The organism is Fodinibius salsisoli, assembly GCF_026229185.1.
GTDB lineage: Bacteria > Bacteroidota > Rhodothermia > Balneolales > Balneolaceae > Fodinibius > Fodinibius salsisoli.
Genome location: NZ_JAGGJA010000026.1, coordinates 1 through 15038, shown reverse-complemented (window position 1 = coordinate 15038; position 15038 = coordinate 1). Strand labels below are relative to the sequence as shown.

The window sequence follows — 15038 nt, the reverse complement described above, 5'->3', positions numbered from 1 at the left end:
TGGGTGCAGGAATGGAACAATTAAAATACACCGTCATAAAATCTGAGGAACAATACGAAGAATATTGCGATACCCTTGAGGAATTAGTTTTCTCAGAAAATACAGAAACGAAAGAGGATGAAATTGAACTTCTTACCCTTCTTATCGAAGATTGGGATAGAAAACATCCACTTGGCCCTGAACTCGATCCGGTAGAGCTTATAAAAGCCTTTATGGATGAGCATGGTCTTAATCAGACGGAACTTGCAGAGGTCGTTGATTATAGCAAGAACTATGTGTCTGAGATTCTGAACTATAAAAAACGTATTCCTCCTAAGATGGTCCGCAGATTTGCTGATTACTTTAAGATTCAGCAGTCAGCTCTTAATAAGACCTACCGATTAGAGGATGAGAAAACGGATGACAGTAATACAAAATCAAGTAAGATTTTTTCAATTAAGACAGGAAACCAAGTAAAGTGGGATGAAGATTTAGAAAATGATGAATCTGCTTATTACCCACAGACTGAGCTTGAGTACGGAAGTGTAAATTAGCCGGTCATGAGTGAAGAGAAAAAAAACAGTAAAGGACTATCTATAAATTTCGGTCTCAAATCATTCGATATTCTGAAATATGATTATGAGGAATCCGGAGAAAAGATTGATACCCGTAAAATAGGATATCAAATTCAATTCCGACCAGATGCAGATCTGAATGAGGGTACGATTTCAATTGAATTTAAAATTATCGGTCAGGCTGGGGAAGAAGATCCAATTGAGTTAGGCTCTATTCATACACTAACTACTTATCACATCTCATCAATAGATGAATTACTGACAGATGATGGCAATTTATTAATTCCTAAGGGACTTGCCATTTCTTTGTTGAGTATTGCACTTTCTACAACACGTGGGGCCTTAATTGCAAAATCAGAAGGTAATATCCTATCTAAAGAGATTTTACCTCTTGCAGATCCTAAAGAGATGTATGAAGCCTCGCCCTTAAAAGGGGAGATTGAGATTAAGTAAGGTGTAGATGTAAAAATGTAATAGAAAAATCCTGTAATTAGTCGACTAGTGGCTGGTATCTTTATCTATTGGTCGAGTTGTTCCATACCCGTTACCAAGATCGATTATCTTATGATTAACTTCAGGTTCAAAAGTTTCGCCCGTACGTTCCTCATAAGATTTGAGTCGATTTGGTGATTCGATATCGACGAACTTTTTAATATTTTTTTTCTTGTATTTATCCATTATAACCTCCTCGGCCTTGGAAAAGGCGACTAAGTTACGCCGATATCTTGACTTCTTATAAAGGTTTGAACCCTTTTAAGAGCTTTTTGGTGTGAATCTATACCATCAGTACAGCAGGCAAGTATTTTCTGTGTTGTATTCACTGTTTTGGTAGTTTCTATAGACCAATCGGATCCATTTTCACAAATTTGAATTCGAAAATCTCTTCCGTTGCTATCTTTCATTTCCCATGCTTCGTGGCCTGTATCAGAACCACTGGGTTTCATCTGCCACTTCAGATAACGTTTGACAGTACCCAGTTCGTTCATCATTTCTCTAATGGTATTATAACGATCATCTGGATGAATTGCAGTAGCCTTTCTAATAACCTCACGTAGTTTTTGAGGAATATGTGGTAGGAAAGTATCTAGGTCAGGAAACCGCCCATCAATTACGGCATGTGCAAGTGATTGATCTGGATCAGGTCTTTGGTTTTTAGCAACTCTAAGTTGTTCTTCCCACTCTTGTGGCATATTGCAGAGTCGATACAGTGTTAGCCCCGCATGATAGATATCAGTTAGTTCAGATTGTTGAGTCGTTGTTATACGTTCTGGAGTAACATGAGGGAGGTAAAATTCTGGTTCAGTAACAGTGCTACTATGTAACCATTCTGCAATCCCGAAGTCTGTAACGGCTGCCACACCGTCGTTTTTGAGAAGTACATTAGAAGGCTTAATATCAAAATGCAAAATTCCTTTGCTGTGTATGTAAGCAATCCCAGTTAGAAATTGAAGACTAAACCGGATAATTTCCTCAACTGTTAAAGGGCGTTGCTCATGTAAGCCCGATAATGAGCCCTTAGGGTAATAATTCATTACCGTATAAACATAATCCTTACTGTTATCAGTCCCAATTCCCGCAAAATGAACTGGAACTACATTCGGGTGAGCAGATTTATGCATCTTTTGTGCTTCGGAAAAATATTCGTCTATATCCGAGAATTTAGATGTTTCTATTTGCTTTACAGCGCGCATAGTATCTAATTGAACATCTCTAATTTTGTAGACATCTGAATTGGCACCTTGGCCATTTCCAATTGGGTCGAGTTTTTCAAATTCTACTTCTGTAGAGACAAGTTTATTTGTTGCTTTAACCATAAGATTTAAATGCGGTGTAAGCTGCGAGTATGCTTTCTATTTGCTTAGAATCGTATGAGCCCCACTCCTCATCATCAACTTGATCCCAAGACTGTCCATTTTTAATATTTCTAAATTCACTTATAGTTAAATCGAGGTGTGGCGATAATACATTTACATCTCCTGAGATATAATGATCAGCAGAACTACTTGCGACTGCTTCTTGTATGACACCTTCAATTCTATAACGTTGAGGATTTCCTGGGGCTCGTGGATGGTAGTCGGCCTCCTTAACACAAGCTGCATTGATATTATAGGCATTTAATATATCGAGTACATTAGTTCGTACAAACAGTAAAAGAGTTGGCCCTTTTAATGCCTCCCTGGGAATAGTTAATTGTTGAGGGTTACTATGGCCTACTTCTCCACCTAAATCATCTATAACTGTAAAATTTATTTCACTTGGACTTGGGCGAATACCAATAGCTTTCATCATTGATGGATTGTATGTAATAGATGTACGTCTCTATTGATGAGACAATTGTTTATAAGGAAGTCATCATAGTAACAAGTTTCAAGTCATTAAAGGGTAGGTAAAAAACATCCTGTTGTCCCTATGTTGTCCCCGGCCGAATGTTGTCCCGATTAAATCGTAAAACATCTAAAATAAAAAAGCCCATAACTTATTGTTAGTCATGGACTTAAAAGGAAGTACGCCCGGAAGGATTCGAACCCTCAGCCTTCTGATCCGAAGCCAAACTGATATATGGCTTTATAGTTCATAAAGGTCGATTTTCAGGAGTTATGTTACATCATATGTAACAACTAGTAGGAAAGCTGTGAAAACTATTCATTTTCACCTAGCGTGATCGGCATTAAGTTTTGCCGGAAAAGTGTAGAAAGTATATAGCCAAAAATAAACAGGCCCTAGCCGTTCAAAGCTAGGGCCCTGACTATTCATCAAGAGAGACGCTACTTGAGAGTAGCGCAGACGAAGTTCGGTAAAATTCCATAGAATTCAAACCTATAGATTAGACCTAATTTTGATGATAAATAGATGCATAAATCCTTTACGTTTCAATCTCTTATTTAACAGCATGATTCTTCTTTTTGAACAGGTGGGCATGGGATATTCCCGTAAGAGCAAAAAACACAGCAATCTTCTTGTTTAGGTTTTAATAGCTCATCACAATTAGAACACTCCCAAAAATACTGGCAGGAGTCGGTTGGCATGGTCTCTGTAGACATATGACCACAATTTGGACAAGTAATTGTTGATTGAAGTTCAATTTCCCGGTCAGCGTTATTCATTTTCTAAGTTGTTTTCCGGTTTTATTCTTCCCTTCCAAAGCTTCAAGGATAGGGCAATCTCCGATAGGCCCATCTTCAGAACAGGAATCAATGAGGCCAGTTAATGTTTCCCTAATTCGTTGTAGGTCTTTAATCTTTTCTGAAACATCCTGGTACTTTTGCTGTGCCTCTTGCTTGATTTCTGAGCATGATGTGTCTTCATCCAATCGTAGCTCAAGAAGCTCTTTAATTTCAGTGAGGGTAAAACCTAACTGCTGGGCCCGTTTGATAAATTTTATCTGGTCAATATGTCGCTGGGTAAAGATTCGGTAGCCGGACCGACGACGATCTGGTGTGGGAATAAGGTCTCGTTTCTCGTAGTACCGGACAGTCTCTTTGTTAACATTAGCCCGCTTGGCTACCTCACCAATCTTGTAGGTGGTAATGCCATCATATTTTTCATCCATGTTCTCAATCATATACATCACCTCCTGTAAGGTAAATATTTACATTTGTGAGCATCCAAGGTTCTATCTTGGATGCCCATTAAACTTAATTTTTCTTTACCATGGTTTTTCCACAGCAACAGGTTGGGTTTTGAGTGCCTGAACAGTCGCTGGGTGCTCCTTTGGTTACGGTTACTTCGCAGCCGCAACTTTCATCGGGACATTGATAAACTTCTCCTTTTTTGAGTGGCATAACAATACATTTTGTTTACTATAGAATGCAATTCACCTACAATATAAGCCCTGTACCATGGTCGAGAGTCAAATGTTAATTTGTAGAAGTTTATCAAGAGGCAGCCTATAGTTGTCCTTATGATAGATAAATTCTTCTATTGATAAGTTCAGCCGTTTCTTAAAAGTGTCTTCCAAATCCCTACTTGAAAGATAACCCAGCTGCCGAGTAATTTCTTCAGGTGCTTTTTCATTATAAGAAAGCAATTCTTTAGCCCGTTCAAATCTAAGTATATCCCAATATTTTTTAATTGATATTTTATAGATGGAATTAAATTGAGAATTCAGGAGCTGATAATCCAAGTTGGTGGCTAATTCAAGGTAGTTTTGTAAATGGGATGATGTTACTCCCCTGGATTGAAAATAGATGTTATATATCAACAGAATTTTTATCCGTTCTACTAACTTGGCCTTTGGTGTTGATAAAAGGTCGAATCCCATAGTCCTTAGCTTGGAGGCAATTTCGGGTAAAACAGGAATATTTGTTGACTTAATAACCACCTGTCCTAACTCAACAGCAAGAACAACGCATCCCATCTCAGATAATAGGTTCTTTACTGCAAGCTTGCAGCGGGGGCAAACCATATTCTTGATGTATAATATTTGAGTGTTGCTACTCATCGGCAGTATATAGTTAAGATTCTACCTACAAGTAACAACACCTTTGCTTAAAGCAAGCTTAAATTGCTTCTTACTTTTTAGATAATTGAAGAGTTAAAACTATTGGTCAGCATTCATCTGTATCCATTGGTCGTAGGTTTGTTCATCCCAAAAGCTTTGGAAATAGGCAATAGTTGCGATGACTTCCTCATCACTTAAGGTGTCGCCAAGGGCAGGCATAGTTCCTCCAAGTTTAACTCCACCTTCATTAATTTGTCGAACCAACACACTCAGGGGATGATGCCAGGCGTGCGCCGAGCCATCCAATGGCGGTGCCGGAAAAGACCCGTCGGGATTTCGTTGTTTCCAGTCTTCAACTATGCCTTGGGCCCGACTACCATGACAACTGGCGCAATGGGTTGTAAATACTTGCTTGCCCAACTGGAATTGCTTTTGCGTAAACCAACGCCCTTTGGTAACAGGTTCCTTTTTATCAGGTGGTTCGCTGGAACAACTGATAGCTATAAAAACACTCAACATTAAAATAATTAGTTGATTCGTTCTCATTTTGCCACAACAACTTAAAAGTGCTAATGGCTGGTATAAACCTGGCTATTTCCTTCTTGATCTATAAGATAAACATCATAAGGGGTATTAAACGAGGTATTCATGCCGGGAGAACTGGACGGCATTCCGGGGGCTGATATTCCCACGGCCTGTGGACGTTCATCAAGTAAACGGTTGATATCTTCCACCGGCACATGGCCCTCTACTGCATAGCCGTCAATGAGCGTAGTGTGGCATGATTCCATATTGCTGGGGATATGGTATTTATCCTTGATTTCCGGCATGTTACTTACAGCTTGGATAGAAATATTATATCCATACCGCTCCATATAGGTTGCCCATTTATCACAGCACTGGCAACCGGAATTTTTATACATAACGGCTTCTGTTACTGAAGTAGCCATATGGTTTTGGCGCTCATTATAATCACTGATAATCACCCAAATTACGGATCCAGCAATACCTATCACTAGTAATGCTAAAAATATAAATGTCTTTGATTTCATAAGATTTATCTGAATTTATTTAGCACTTGTTAGTGCGAATGTCTTTCACTTTGTAAAAAGTCGTCACCGGTTTCACCGCTTCGGATATGAATAGATCGAGTTACCGGGGTCACGTAGATAATGCCATCACCGGGTTGACCGCTTCTGGCATGTTTACGAATAATCTTAATAACTTCTTCCGTGTCGTCCTGGCCGCAGACCACTACCAGCTTTACAATATCAGAGAACCGCTCGGCAATGCTGATTGATAGTTGTGCTTTTTGGGGGTCCGACATCCTTCCAAGTCCCATTACATCCATTAGAGTCATACAACAGAAGCCTTGGGCTTCCAACCCGTCAATAACTTCTTCTGCTTTTCGTTTGCGAATAAATGCTTTTATTTCATTCATAGTAGCCACCTTTGTTGAATTATGGGCCCCAAAGAGAGGAGCCCATAATTTGTTAATTGGTTATTTGTTGGTCTTCGCTTGTCGCTGCTAATTTTTTTACTTCCCGGCTTTTCCAGAGGTAGTAGATGACCGGTATCACAACCAGGCTGAGTATGGTTGCTGACACCATTCCACCAACCATCGGGGCGGCAATTCGCTTCATAACGGTTGCCCCAGTCCCTGTACCCCACATGATAGGAAGCAGGCCGCCGGTAATGGCACAGACAGTCATGAATATCGGGCGGATACGCTGGGCCGATCCTTCGAAGATGGCCTGTTTGAGGTCCTCTAAGCTATTCATCTTGTCGTTATATTTACGATTGTTATATGCATTATCCAGGTAAGTAAGCATGATCACGCCGATTTCAGCGGCCACACCCGCAAGAGCTATGGCACCAACCCCAACAGCCACACTCAGATTATAATCCAGGAGATACAATAACCAGAAGGAACCAACCAGTGAGAATGGGAGCGTTAGTAAAACGATCATACTCTCCTGCAGGTTTTTAAAGTTAAAGTACAGCAGCAAGAAAATGATTAGGAGAGTAATCGGAACGACCACCTGGAGGCGCTTTTTGGCGCGTTCCATGTACTCGTATTGACCGCTCCAGGCCAAGCTGTAGCCGGATGGCAAGTCCAGCCGTTCGTCTACCGTCTGTCGAGCCTGCTCTACATAGCCTCCTATGTCAGAGGTGGTTAGATCTACGTAAACCCAACTGGAATATCGGGCGTTCTCGGTTTTGATCACCGGGGCGTCTTTGCGGATCTGCAGGTCGGCCACGTATTCAATCGGTATTTGCGCCCCGGAAGGCGTAGGGATTAATACCCGACCGAGGTCCGTAAGGTTTTCGCGAGTTTCACGGGCGTATCGCACGTTCACCGGATAGCGTTCCAGCCCTTCCACGGTCTCGGTGACATTCATACCGCCGATAGCTGACTGAATGACATCCTGCACGTCCCCGGTTGTCAACCCATAGCGAGCCGCTTCCTTGCGGTCGATATTGAAGTCCAGGTAATATCCACCGGTCGTCTTGTCAGCGAATACACTCAGGGTACCGGGTACATCCCGTACCACCGAGGCAATATCCTGGCTCAGATCGGAGAGCTGCTGCAGATCAGGACCGGTTACCTTAATCCCAATCGGCGTCTTGATCCCAGTCGAAAGCATGTCAATCCGGGTTTTAATTGGCATTGTCCAAGCGTTGGTAAGGCCCGGTATCTTGATGGCCGCACCCATTTCCTGCTTCAACTTATCCATGGTCATGCCTTCGCGCCACTGTTCTTCAGGCTTGAGTTGGATGATAGTCTCGAACATGGAGAGCGGGGCCGGGTCGGTTGAGGTCTGCGCCCGTCCCGATTTACCAAATACCGTTTCTACCTCGGGGAAGCTGGCGATGATTTTATCAGTCTGTTGCAACAGCTCTTTCGCCTTGGTGATACTAATGCCCGGGTCGGTGGTGGGCATGTAAAGCAGATCGCCCTCTTCGATGGGGGGCATAAATTCCGAACCCAGTCGCTGCAGGGGCACAATGGAAATGACAAGTATGGCAATGGAGGCAATAATGGTGGTCCATTTAAAACGCAGTGCCAAATTAATTATCGGTCGGTATATCCAGATTAAAAACCGGTTCACGGGGTTTTTATGTTCGGGTTGAATTTTTCCGCGAATCAGGTAACCCATCAGCACTGGGACCAGCGTGACCGAGAGCAGGGCTGCCGCGGCCATAGCATAGGTTTTGGTGAAGGCCAGGGGCTTAAAGAGTCGGCCTTCTTGTCCCTCCAGGGCAAAGATCGGCAGAAACGAAACTGTGATAATCAGCAGCGAGAAAAACAGGGCTGGTCCCACTTCTTTCGACGCATCTATAATAATGCGCCAGTGTCCTTTCTTCCCCCGGTCTTTCTCCAGGTGTTTATGGGCATTCTCCACCATGACGATAGCGGCATCCACCATCGCCCCGATCGCAATAGCAATACCGCTCAGCGACATAATGTTGGCGTTGATACCCTGGAAGTACATCACCAGGAAGGCCGCCAGGATACCGATCGGCAGGCTGATGATGGCCACCAGCGAGCTCCGGAAGTGCAGCAGGAATATCATCACGATGATGGCGACTACAATACTTTCCTCTAAGAGTTTAAACTCCAGAAATCCAATCGCTCTTTGAATCAGGCTGGACCGGTCGTAGGCCGTTTTAATGGTTACGCCTTCGGGCAGGCCGCTTTTGAGCTCTTCCAGCTTCTTCTTTACGTTGTCAATGGTTTGCAGAGCATTTTCGCCGTAGCGCATCACGACCACGCCCCCGACGGTTTCTCCCTCACCATTCCAGTCAGCTACCCCACGACGCAAGTCCGGTCCTATTTGAACATTGGCCACATTGCGAATGGTCACCGGGGTGCCATTGCCATCGGTGCCAATAGGTACATTTTCTACATCTGCTACGGTTTGAATGTACCCCTTGCCGCGGACCATAAACTCGGTTTCACTCATCTCCACAAGGCGGCCGCCTACGTCGTTGTTACTGCGTTTGATAGCCATCTTTACTTTCGATAATGGGATATCATAGGCCAACAGTTTATCCGGATCCACTTCGACCTGGTACTGTTTGACGTGTCCTCCCACACTGGCAACTTCAGCTACCCCATCCACACTGAGTAGTTCATACTTAAGGAACCAATCCTGGATAGAGCGCAATTGCTGGAGATCATATTGGTCACCCCCGTCCAATACATACTCATAGACCCATCCAACACCGGTGGCATCCGGGCCAAGGGTAGGGGTGACGCCCTCAGGCAGGTTGCTTCCTGCTGTATTGAGATACTCCAGTACCCGGCTTCTGGCCCAGTACATATCGGTATCATCCTCAAAAATGATATAGATAAAAGAGAGCCCGAAGAAGGAGTAGCCACGTACTGTTTTTGTATTGGGAACCGACATCATGGTGGTGGTCAGCGGATAAGTAACCTGATCTTCCACCACCTGTGGAGCCTGACCGGGATACTTGGTGAATACAATGACTTGTACATCACTGAGATCTGGGATGGCGTCCACCGGGGTTTGATACATCACATAGGTACCGCCTGCCAGCAAGAGAATACTGGCGATTATTACCATAAAGCGGTTGTTGACGGATAGTTCAATTATTTTCTGTAGCATGGGTTCTATTTCCTCATAAAGAGTTTTAAATCTTGAAAATCAGTCGTTATGTGTTTCGGGTTGAAGGTTACATGTTTCGGGTTATTGGCCGGCAAATATTTAACCTGAGACCTTTAACTTTCAACCTTCCATATTTTCCATATCTGAATCGGGGGACTGCTTCTGATGCAGCATTTTCTGGATGGCTTCCTGCAGGCGGCTCTCGCTGTCAAAGAGGAACTGGGCTGAGGTTACAATCTTTTCGCCTGGTTTCACACCTTCCAGTATTTCAATGTCATTATTGCGTTGGCCGCCTTCCATGCCCAAAGTCACTTCACGTGGCTCAAAAGCTCCTTCGCCCTTGGCAACAAAAACGATATTTCGTTCCCCGGTTCGGATGATGGCCTCATTGGGAATGACCGTAACATTGTTCTTGGGACGCGATTGGATTCGGACGTTGGCGAACATCCCTGGCTTCAATTCAAGGTTGGGATTTGGAAACTCCAGGCGCACCTGTACGGTTCTCGTCTTTTGGTCCAGGCTGGGATATACGTAGGCGACAGTCCCCTGGTAGGTTTTTCCCGGCTGGTAGGAAAGTTCCATCTGGGCGGGTTGACCTTCTTCAATCCAGGGCACTTCGTAGTCGTATACGCTGGTTTGCACCCAAACAGTTGAAAGATCAGCGATTTTATAGGCCGGTGTGCCTGATTTGATAAATTCACCTTCCACCGCATTTTTGTGAAGTACAACCCCGGTAGCAGGAGACTTCAATGTCACCGCTTTCTTAACTTCGCCGCTTTGTTCGAGTTCTTTTATCTCAGAATCAGGAATATCCCAGTATTCCAGTCGCTTTCGCGTGGCTTCAAGCAGGCTGTTACCTCCGGCGCGGATTTGTTCAAAACTGCTGGAACCCACTTTGTCTCTTGTCTTGAGAGCCAGCAGGTATTCTCGCTGGGTGGTAACCAACTCCGGTGAATAGATGCTAAACAGCGGTTGTCCCCGTTGGACCATTTTACCCGTGTAATCCACATAAAGTTGTTCCACCCACCCGGAAACTTTGGGGTTTACGTTGTATAGCTTTTGCTCATCGTATTCGACCTTGCCCACGGCACTGACCGTAGTCGAAAGATTTTTTTGCTGAACTGTGGCCGTTCGCACATTCATATTTTGAACAACGACCGGATTGATCTTAACCATCCCTTCCGAACTGTTGGCTTCATCAGCATAAACGGGCACCAGGTCCATTCCCATCTTGGATTTACCCGGTTTGTCGTATATCTCACTGGGGTTCATCGGGGCCTGCCAATACAGTATTTTTCGGTCTCCCTTTTGGGAGGCTTCTGATTTCGTATCCTTCTGAATATCATCATGCTGCATCTCTTCAGCAGCCTGAGGAATTGAAGCAGTCGTATCTGTTGATTGTGTCCCCAGCCAGTAGCCACCCAGTGTGAAGATGGCAATTACACCCAGGGAAAGAAGTATAGATTTGGTATTCATGGTGTTGGTCCTCATTGTTCTGTGTTCTAAAATGGTTTAAAGGTCGGTGCCGGTGAGGGCTTCCAGTTCTGCTACGGCCTTATGGTAATCGGCCACAAATCGATGGTAATCGAGGCGAAATTCAAAAAGCGTCAGCTCACTGTCGAGCAGGGAAAGGAAGTCCACTTTATCATTTTGATATCCGGCCATCGAAGATTCCAGCGACTCTTCAGCCTGTGGAATAATGCCGGTTTTATAGAGATCAACCAGCCTCCTGTGTTTTTCAAGGTTAGTCAACGATTGCTGGAGCCTTTGTTCAACGGAGTTTGCCACATTTTGGTAGCGATACTCCACGGAAGATTGCCTGATGCGGGTCTCCTGTACCTTTTTGTCCTGCTTTTTGTTGTAAAAGAGTGGGATCTTGACGTTGAACATGGCCGAGACAAAATCGTAGCCCGGCATTCCGTTTTGCAGCTCATTTCGTTGGGTATAGGCCAGCCCTACCGCAAAATCGGGATAGCGGTCTTTGAGAGCCAAATCTACCTGTTGACCGCTCTGTTTTACGGCCGTTTTCCATGCAGCTAGTATGGGACTGGTGCTGTCGGCTTGCTGGATGAGTGGGCCTAATTCGTACCCCCGCGGTTTCGGTTCGGAAGCCAACGCTCTCCCAAGCGGGGTATCTGCCGGCTGATCTATCAGTGTGTTAATTTGGGCCTGTATCGCTTCACGCTGCTGGCGAAGCTTGAGTTCACGGTCAATCATCTTCGAAAGGGCCACCTGTGCTCGCAGTACATCTTGCTGAATGCCCTTGCCCACACCATATCGCGTTTCCGCGATTTCCACGAATTCCCTAAGCAACTCTTGATTGCTGGCGACGGTAGCCAGGGCTTGATCTATGTAATAGAGATCGTAATATGCCTGCTTGGTTTTCTTGATCAGCTGATTTTTGAGCTCGTGATACTGGTGTAAAGTTATGTCCGACTCGCTGCGTGCAATATCTCCTTTAAGACCGAGCTTACCCGGGAAAGGAAAGGGCTGCATCAGGGAAATTTGCTTACCGGTCATCGGTTCCTGGTCCAGGGCAAAGCTGTTGACTGGCAGGTTCATCAGGTTTAAGCCCAGCGTTGGGTCAGGCAATGCTTCCTGTTGCGATATTCTGGTTTTGCTGGCCTCCCATCCCTGAAATGAAGATTGTAGTTCAGGATTCTGGGACAATACCTTTTGGATTAGTTCATCCAGAACAAGCGTTGAATCATTAGTCTGTCCTTTTGCTGCTAATGGGGATATCAATAAAAAGGAAAGGAGTAATATTAGAGGCGCAAAGATGATTTTGTTCATAGTTATTGCTGTGTATTTAGTTCAGTCAACGTTAAAAAAAGAGTTTCTTGTCTTATTTCTGACTAAACTAACACAAACTTCCTTAAATGAACCTTAAATCATCCCCGGGTTTTCAATAAAAAAAAGTCCTGCACCATTAATGCAGGACTTTGAGACAAAGTAATGAACTAAGACTTAGTCTTGACTGGCCGAGGACCAGTGAAGTGCGGTGATTTGCCAATGCCCTTCTTCCTTCTTAAGAACAGCCAGTTCGAGACTGTTTAGATCCAATTTTCTATCGCTGTAGGTGCCCCAGGTATGTGTTTGAGTTGAAACCCAAGCGGTATTGCCCTTAATCGTTACATTTCGTGATTCTATTTCCCGTTTCATGGCACTCAGGAATTTCCCATCAGAATGAAAGTGGTGGGACAAATATTCTTTTTTGGTTTCGATATTTCCGCCTTCCAGGATTAGCACAGATTCTGATAGCAGGTTTTTGGCTGCCTGACTGTCATTATCGATAATTGCCTGATGGAATGCGTCAAGCGTACTGATTACATTTTTCTCTGATTCAGAAGGCTGACTTACAGGTATAGAAGTTCCAATTATAAATAGGAGAACTGCAGTTAATGATATTCGAGTAAGCATAATGTAGTTTTAATGATTAATTGAGTTGGGTTAAGGTCAACCGATCAATAAGTATGTTTCCAGTTCCATTTAGTTTTAGCCCGACGCTTCCGGCCTCGGGAGCATCGCCATGGCCATGGACTACCATCTCTTTGTTGATATATCCCCGGAAATGAGTGCCGTTACCGACCGTACGTAAAAACAGCATTCCCGAAGCAGAATAAGATTCTTCGGCAAATACTTCACGGTTGCCACCACTAACCCGACCTTGGGATATCGTGCCATCGGAAGAGAGCGTCACAAAATCATAGTTTTGGGCATCCTGCACGTGATTTACGAGAGATATCTCTCCATTGAAATCGGACAGATCCAGGTAGTAGTCAACCTGCACGTTTTGCAATGAGTCCTTTCCAACAAAGAAATTAGAGGTAGAATCGACTGAGACCTTAAGCAGGTGATTATTGCCGCTGTTAACAACGGTTGGCTGTAGCTCCGAGGCAGAACCTTCCAGCCACCGGAAGCGGGAAAGCAACGTGCTTACGCCATTCGGACCAATCTCCCATGACCAGTTGCCATTATTGCTGACAGTGAACATTGAACCGGCCTGTTGCAGACTGTCCGTTGAAGATGAGGCATTACTTTGTTGTTCTACCAGTTGACCAGTACCCGCCCCATAACCAAAAACCATTTCAGCACCATGATCTCCTGTTTCATAGAGAAAGAACACTCCGGGCAAGGCAAGGGCAAACAGCCCAATTCTAACCGCTTGCTGATCCATCTTTTGATACCAGTGGAGTAGCATTCGCAGAACGGCATAGATCCCAAAGAACCAGACGGTCCACAAGGCCCAATCAGCATGTTCATTCAAAACCGATTGCGCTCCCGACGGCAAAAACACGTTGTCGGCCGCAAGGGTCCCTGTATAGTAAGCGGCTATACTTGATACTGCACCAATACTATATAGGATGGTAGATTTTAGATCATCCCACCACTTATCGGGTAGAAAGAAGTTTAGCAAGTCCATCAACACTGCCAGTAGAATAATAGCGATGGGAAAGTGAACAAGGATCGGGTGAATGTTAGGTGCCCATTCCGGAATCAATTCCATATGAGACTATTTTATTTACTTAAGTTAGCTGAATAGTGAAGGTACTTTATTTACTGCAATTGTTTAAAACCACATGCGAACACCGCCTAAAAGGCTCAGGTTACTCACATGCCCGCCTTCGGCGCGTGCCATATCGGCGGTTTCGCCCAGCTTGCGTTCCCAGTTGATACCAATGTAGGGTGCAAACTCACGCGCGAATTCATAGCGAAGCCGGAAGCCGATCCCGATGTTGTTAAAGCCGGATCCGACGCCCCACTCCGGAACCTCCTGTACGGCAACGCTGGTTTCAAACACCGGCTGACCGATCAATCGCTGGGTAAAGAGTAGGTCATATTCGGCTTCCACTGAGGCAGAAATATCACCGTCTTCACTGATGAACATTCCTCCGTCGACGTGGAAGAAATAGGGGGCCATACCTTGCAGGCCAATCACCGCAAAACCTCTTGACTTGTTGCCAACGCCCTCGTAGGCAAGGTCGTAACGGATTCCTCCCTGAATATCAAAATAAGGGCCAATGGCGCGGCTGTACAAGCCCTGAAACTCCATCTCGGCCTCACTTTCGGTGGTCAATGCTTCGCCGTGGGATTTAAACCAGAACTTATTTAGGCTTTTGCCCACATAGCCTTGCACTTCCCACATCAGGGGATTAATGCCGCTGACGCTTCGGTATTCCAGTTTTTCAGCAATCAGATAGACGTATGTTTTATCGTCCATCATCAAATCGTTGCTGAACTCAGGTGCTTTTTGAGCAAAAGCTGAGCTGCCGGCGATTACAATGATAGCGAAGGTTGTGAGAATGAATGTTGATGCGCGTTTAATCGTGTTCATTATGTTACAATTTTGTATATCAAATAGAATTCGTTTGTAAAAGCTCGCTAAATCTATTTACGAATAGTCTTGCC

17 protein-coding genes are annotated in these 15038 nt (G+C 44.4%); 2 read left to right on the top strand and 15 right to left on the bottom strand.

Translation table 11 applies throughout. From position 1 onward, the window contains the following. Positions 1-11 precede the first annotated feature (11 nt). Both J6I44_RS20170 and J6I44_RS20165 read left to right on the top strand, forming a co-directional pair. Complete coding sequence (locus J6I44_RS20170) at positions 12-533, top strand: helix-turn-helix domain-containing protein (protein ID WP_265768082.1); 522 nt, start codon at positions 12-14, stop codon at positions 531-533. Between the two features lie 6 nt (positions 534-539). Continuing rightward, the gene (locus tag J6I44_RS20165) at positions 540-1007 is read left to right on the top strand and encodes a hypothetical protein (RefSeq protein ID WP_265768081.1); all 468 of its coding nucleotides are present in this window, start codon (positions 540-542) and stop codon (positions 1005-1007) included. A 254-nt stretch (positions 1008-1261) separates the two neighbouring features. Here J6I44_RS20165 and J6I44_RS20160 read toward each other — a convergent pair whose 3' ends face one another. The 15 genes from J6I44_RS20160 to J6I44_RS20095 form a co-directional block, all read right to left on the bottom strand. Continuing rightward, positions 1262-2368 carry a serine/threonine-protein kinase gene (locus J6I44_RS20160; protein ID WP_265768080.1) on the bottom strand — a complete coding sequence of 369 codons (1107 nt, stop codon included), beginning with the start codon at positions 2366-2368 and terminating at the stop codon, positions 1262-1264. After that, the gene (locus tag J6I44_RS20155; protein WP_265768079.1) at positions 2361-2843 is read right to left on the bottom strand and encodes a hypothetical protein; all 483 of its coding nucleotides are present in this window, start codon (positions 2841-2843) and stop codon (positions 2361-2363) included. Before J6I44_RS20155 ends, J6I44_RS20160 begins: the two co-directional genes overlap by 8 nt. A 593-nt stretch (positions 2844-3436) precedes the next feature. After that, positions 3437-3658: a GDCCVxC domain-containing (seleno)protein gene (locus J6I44_RS20975; RefSeq protein WP_350356726.1), complete on the bottom strand. Its 222-nt coding sequence runs from the start codon at positions 3656-3658 to the stop codon at positions 3437-3439. Next, positions 3655-4116: a MerR family transcriptional regulator gene (locus J6I44_RS20150; protein WP_265768078.1), complete on the bottom strand. Its 462-nt coding sequence runs from the start codon at positions 4114-4116 to the stop codon at positions 3655-3657. The genes J6I44_RS20975 and J6I44_RS20150 overlap by 4 nt, the downstream gene beginning before the upstream one ends. A gap of 73 nt (positions 4117-4189) precedes the next feature. Beyond that, entirely contained in the window at positions 4190-4336 is a 147-nt protein-coding gene (locus J6I44_RS20145; protein WP_265764428.1) for a hypothetical protein, read from the bottom strand. A 68-nt stretch (positions 4337-4404) separates the two neighbouring features. Then, complete coding sequence (locus tag J6I44_RS20140; protein ID WP_265768077.1) at positions 4405-4995, bottom strand: helix-turn-helix domain-containing protein; 591 nt, start codon at positions 4993-4995, stop codon at positions 4405-4407. A gap of 99 nt (positions 4996-5094) precedes the next feature. Further along, entirely contained in the window at positions 5095-5541 is a 447-nt protein-coding gene (locus J6I44_RS20135; protein WP_265768076.1) for a c-type cytochrome, read from the bottom strand. Between the two features lie 23 nt (positions 5542-5564). Next, entirely contained in the window at positions 5565-6047 is a 483-nt protein-coding gene (locus J6I44_RS20130; protein ID WP_265768074.1) for a DUF411 domain-containing protein, read from the bottom strand. 29 nt (positions 6048-6076) lie between these two features. Continuing rightward, positions 6077-6436, bottom strand: coding sequence for a P-II family nitrogen regulator (locus J6I44_RS20125; protein WP_265768073.1), 360 nt, complete (start codon positions 6434-6436; stop codon positions 6077-6079). A 52-nt stretch (positions 6437-6488) separates the two neighbouring features. Next, positions 6489-9629, bottom strand: a complete 3141-nt coding sequence (locus tag J6I44_RS20120; RefSeq protein ID WP_265768071.1) for an efflux RND transporter permease subunit — start codon at positions 9627-9629, stop codon at positions 6489-6491. 120 nt (positions 9630-9749) lie between these two features. After that, a complete protein-coding gene (locus J6I44_RS20115; RefSeq protein ID WP_265768069.1) occupies positions 9750-11105 on the bottom strand; it encodes an efflux RND transporter periplasmic adaptor subunit in 1356 nt (451 codons plus the stop codon). Between the two features lie 36 nt (positions 11106-11141). Continuing rightward, positions 11142-12422 carry a TolC family protein gene (locus J6I44_RS20110; protein ID WP_265768068.1) on the bottom strand — a complete coding sequence of 427 codons (1281 nt, stop codon included), beginning with the start codon at positions 12420-12422 and terminating at the stop codon, positions 11142-11144. 174 nt (positions 12423-12596) lie between these two features. Next, complete coding sequence (locus tag J6I44_RS20105) at positions 12597-13049, bottom strand: nuclear transport factor 2 family protein (protein WP_265768067.1); 453 nt, start codon at positions 13047-13049, stop codon at positions 12597-12599. 16 nt (positions 13050-13065) lie between these two features. Then, the gene (locus J6I44_RS20100) at positions 13066-14136 is read right to left on the bottom strand and encodes a DUF2231 domain-containing protein (RefSeq protein WP_265768066.1); all 1071 of its coding nucleotides are present in this window, start codon (positions 14134-14136) and stop codon (positions 13066-13068) included. A 63-nt stretch (positions 14137-14199) separates the two neighbouring features. After that, positions 14200-14964: a copper resistance protein B gene (locus J6I44_RS20095; RefSeq protein WP_265768065.1), complete on the bottom strand. Its 765-nt coding sequence runs from the start codon at positions 14962-14964 to the stop codon at positions 14200-14202. Between the last annotated feature and the right edge of the window lie 74 nt (positions 14965-15038).

Excerpts from the sequence above, each read along its gene's own strand:
- J6I44_RS20170 (WP_265768082.1), top strand. The coding sequence starts at position 12 with ATGGAACAATTAAAATACACCGTCATAAAATCTGAGGAACAATACGAA.
- J6I44_RS20165 (WP_265768081.1), top strand. The coding sequence starts at position 540 with ATGAGTGAAGAGAAAAAAAACAGTAAAGGACTATCTATAAATTTCGGT.
- J6I44_RS20160 (WP_265768080.1), bottom strand. The coding sequence starts at position 2,368 with ATGGTTAAAGCAACAAATAAACTTGTCTCTACAGAAGTAGAATTTGAA.
- J6I44_RS20155 (WP_265768079.1), bottom strand. The coding sequence starts at position 2,843 with ATGATGAAAGCTATTGGTATTCGCCCAAGTCCAAGTGAAATAAATTTT.
- J6I44_RS20975 (WP_350356726.1), bottom strand. The coding sequence starts at position 3,658 with ATGAATAACGCTGACCGGGAAATTGAACTTCAATCAACAATTACTTGT.
- J6I44_RS20150 (WP_265768078.1), bottom strand. The coding sequence starts at position 4,116 with ATGATTGAGAACATGGATGAAAAATATGATGGCATTACCACCTACAAG.
- J6I44_RS20145 (WP_265764428.1), bottom strand. The coding sequence starts at position 4,336 with ATGCCACTCAAAAAAGGAGAAGTTTATCAATGTCCCGATGAAAGTTGC.
- J6I44_RS20140 (WP_265768077.1), bottom strand. The coding sequence starts at position 4,995 with ATGAGTAGCAACACTCAAATATTATACATCAAGAATATGGTTTGCCCC.
- J6I44_RS20135 (WP_265768076.1), bottom strand. The coding sequence starts at position 5,541 with ATGAGAACGAATCAACTAATTATTTTAATGTTGAGTGTTTTTATAGCT.
- J6I44_RS20130 (WP_265768074.1), bottom strand. The coding sequence starts at position 6,047 with ATGAAATCAAAGACATTTATATTTTTAGCATTACTAGTGATAGGTATT.
- J6I44_RS20125 (WP_265768073.1), bottom strand. The coding sequence starts at position 6,436 with ATGAATGAAATAAAAGCATTTATTCGCAAACGAAAAGCAGAAGAAGTT.
- J6I44_RS20120 (WP_265768071.1), bottom strand. The coding sequence starts at position 9,629 with ATGCTACAGAAAATAATTGAACTATCCGTCAACAACCGCTTTATGGTA.
- J6I44_RS20115 (WP_265768069.1), bottom strand. The coding sequence starts at position 11,105 with ATGAATACCAAATCTATACTTCTTTCCCTGGGTGTAATTGCCATCTTC.
- J6I44_RS20110 (WP_265768068.1), bottom strand. The coding sequence starts at position 12,422 with ATGAACAAAATCATCTTTGCGCCTCTAATATTACTCCTTTCCTTTTTA.
- J6I44_RS20105 (WP_265768067.1), bottom strand. The coding sequence starts at position 13,049 with ATGCTTACTCGAATATCATTAACTGCAGTTCTCCTATTTATAATTGGA.
- J6I44_RS20100 (WP_265768066.1), bottom strand. The coding sequence starts at position 14,136 with ATGGAATTGATTCCGGAATGGGCACCTAACATTCACCCGATCCTTGTT.
- J6I44_RS20095 (WP_265768065.1), bottom strand. The coding sequence starts at position 14,964 with ATGAACACGATTAAACGCGCATCAACATTCATTCTCACAACCTTCGCT.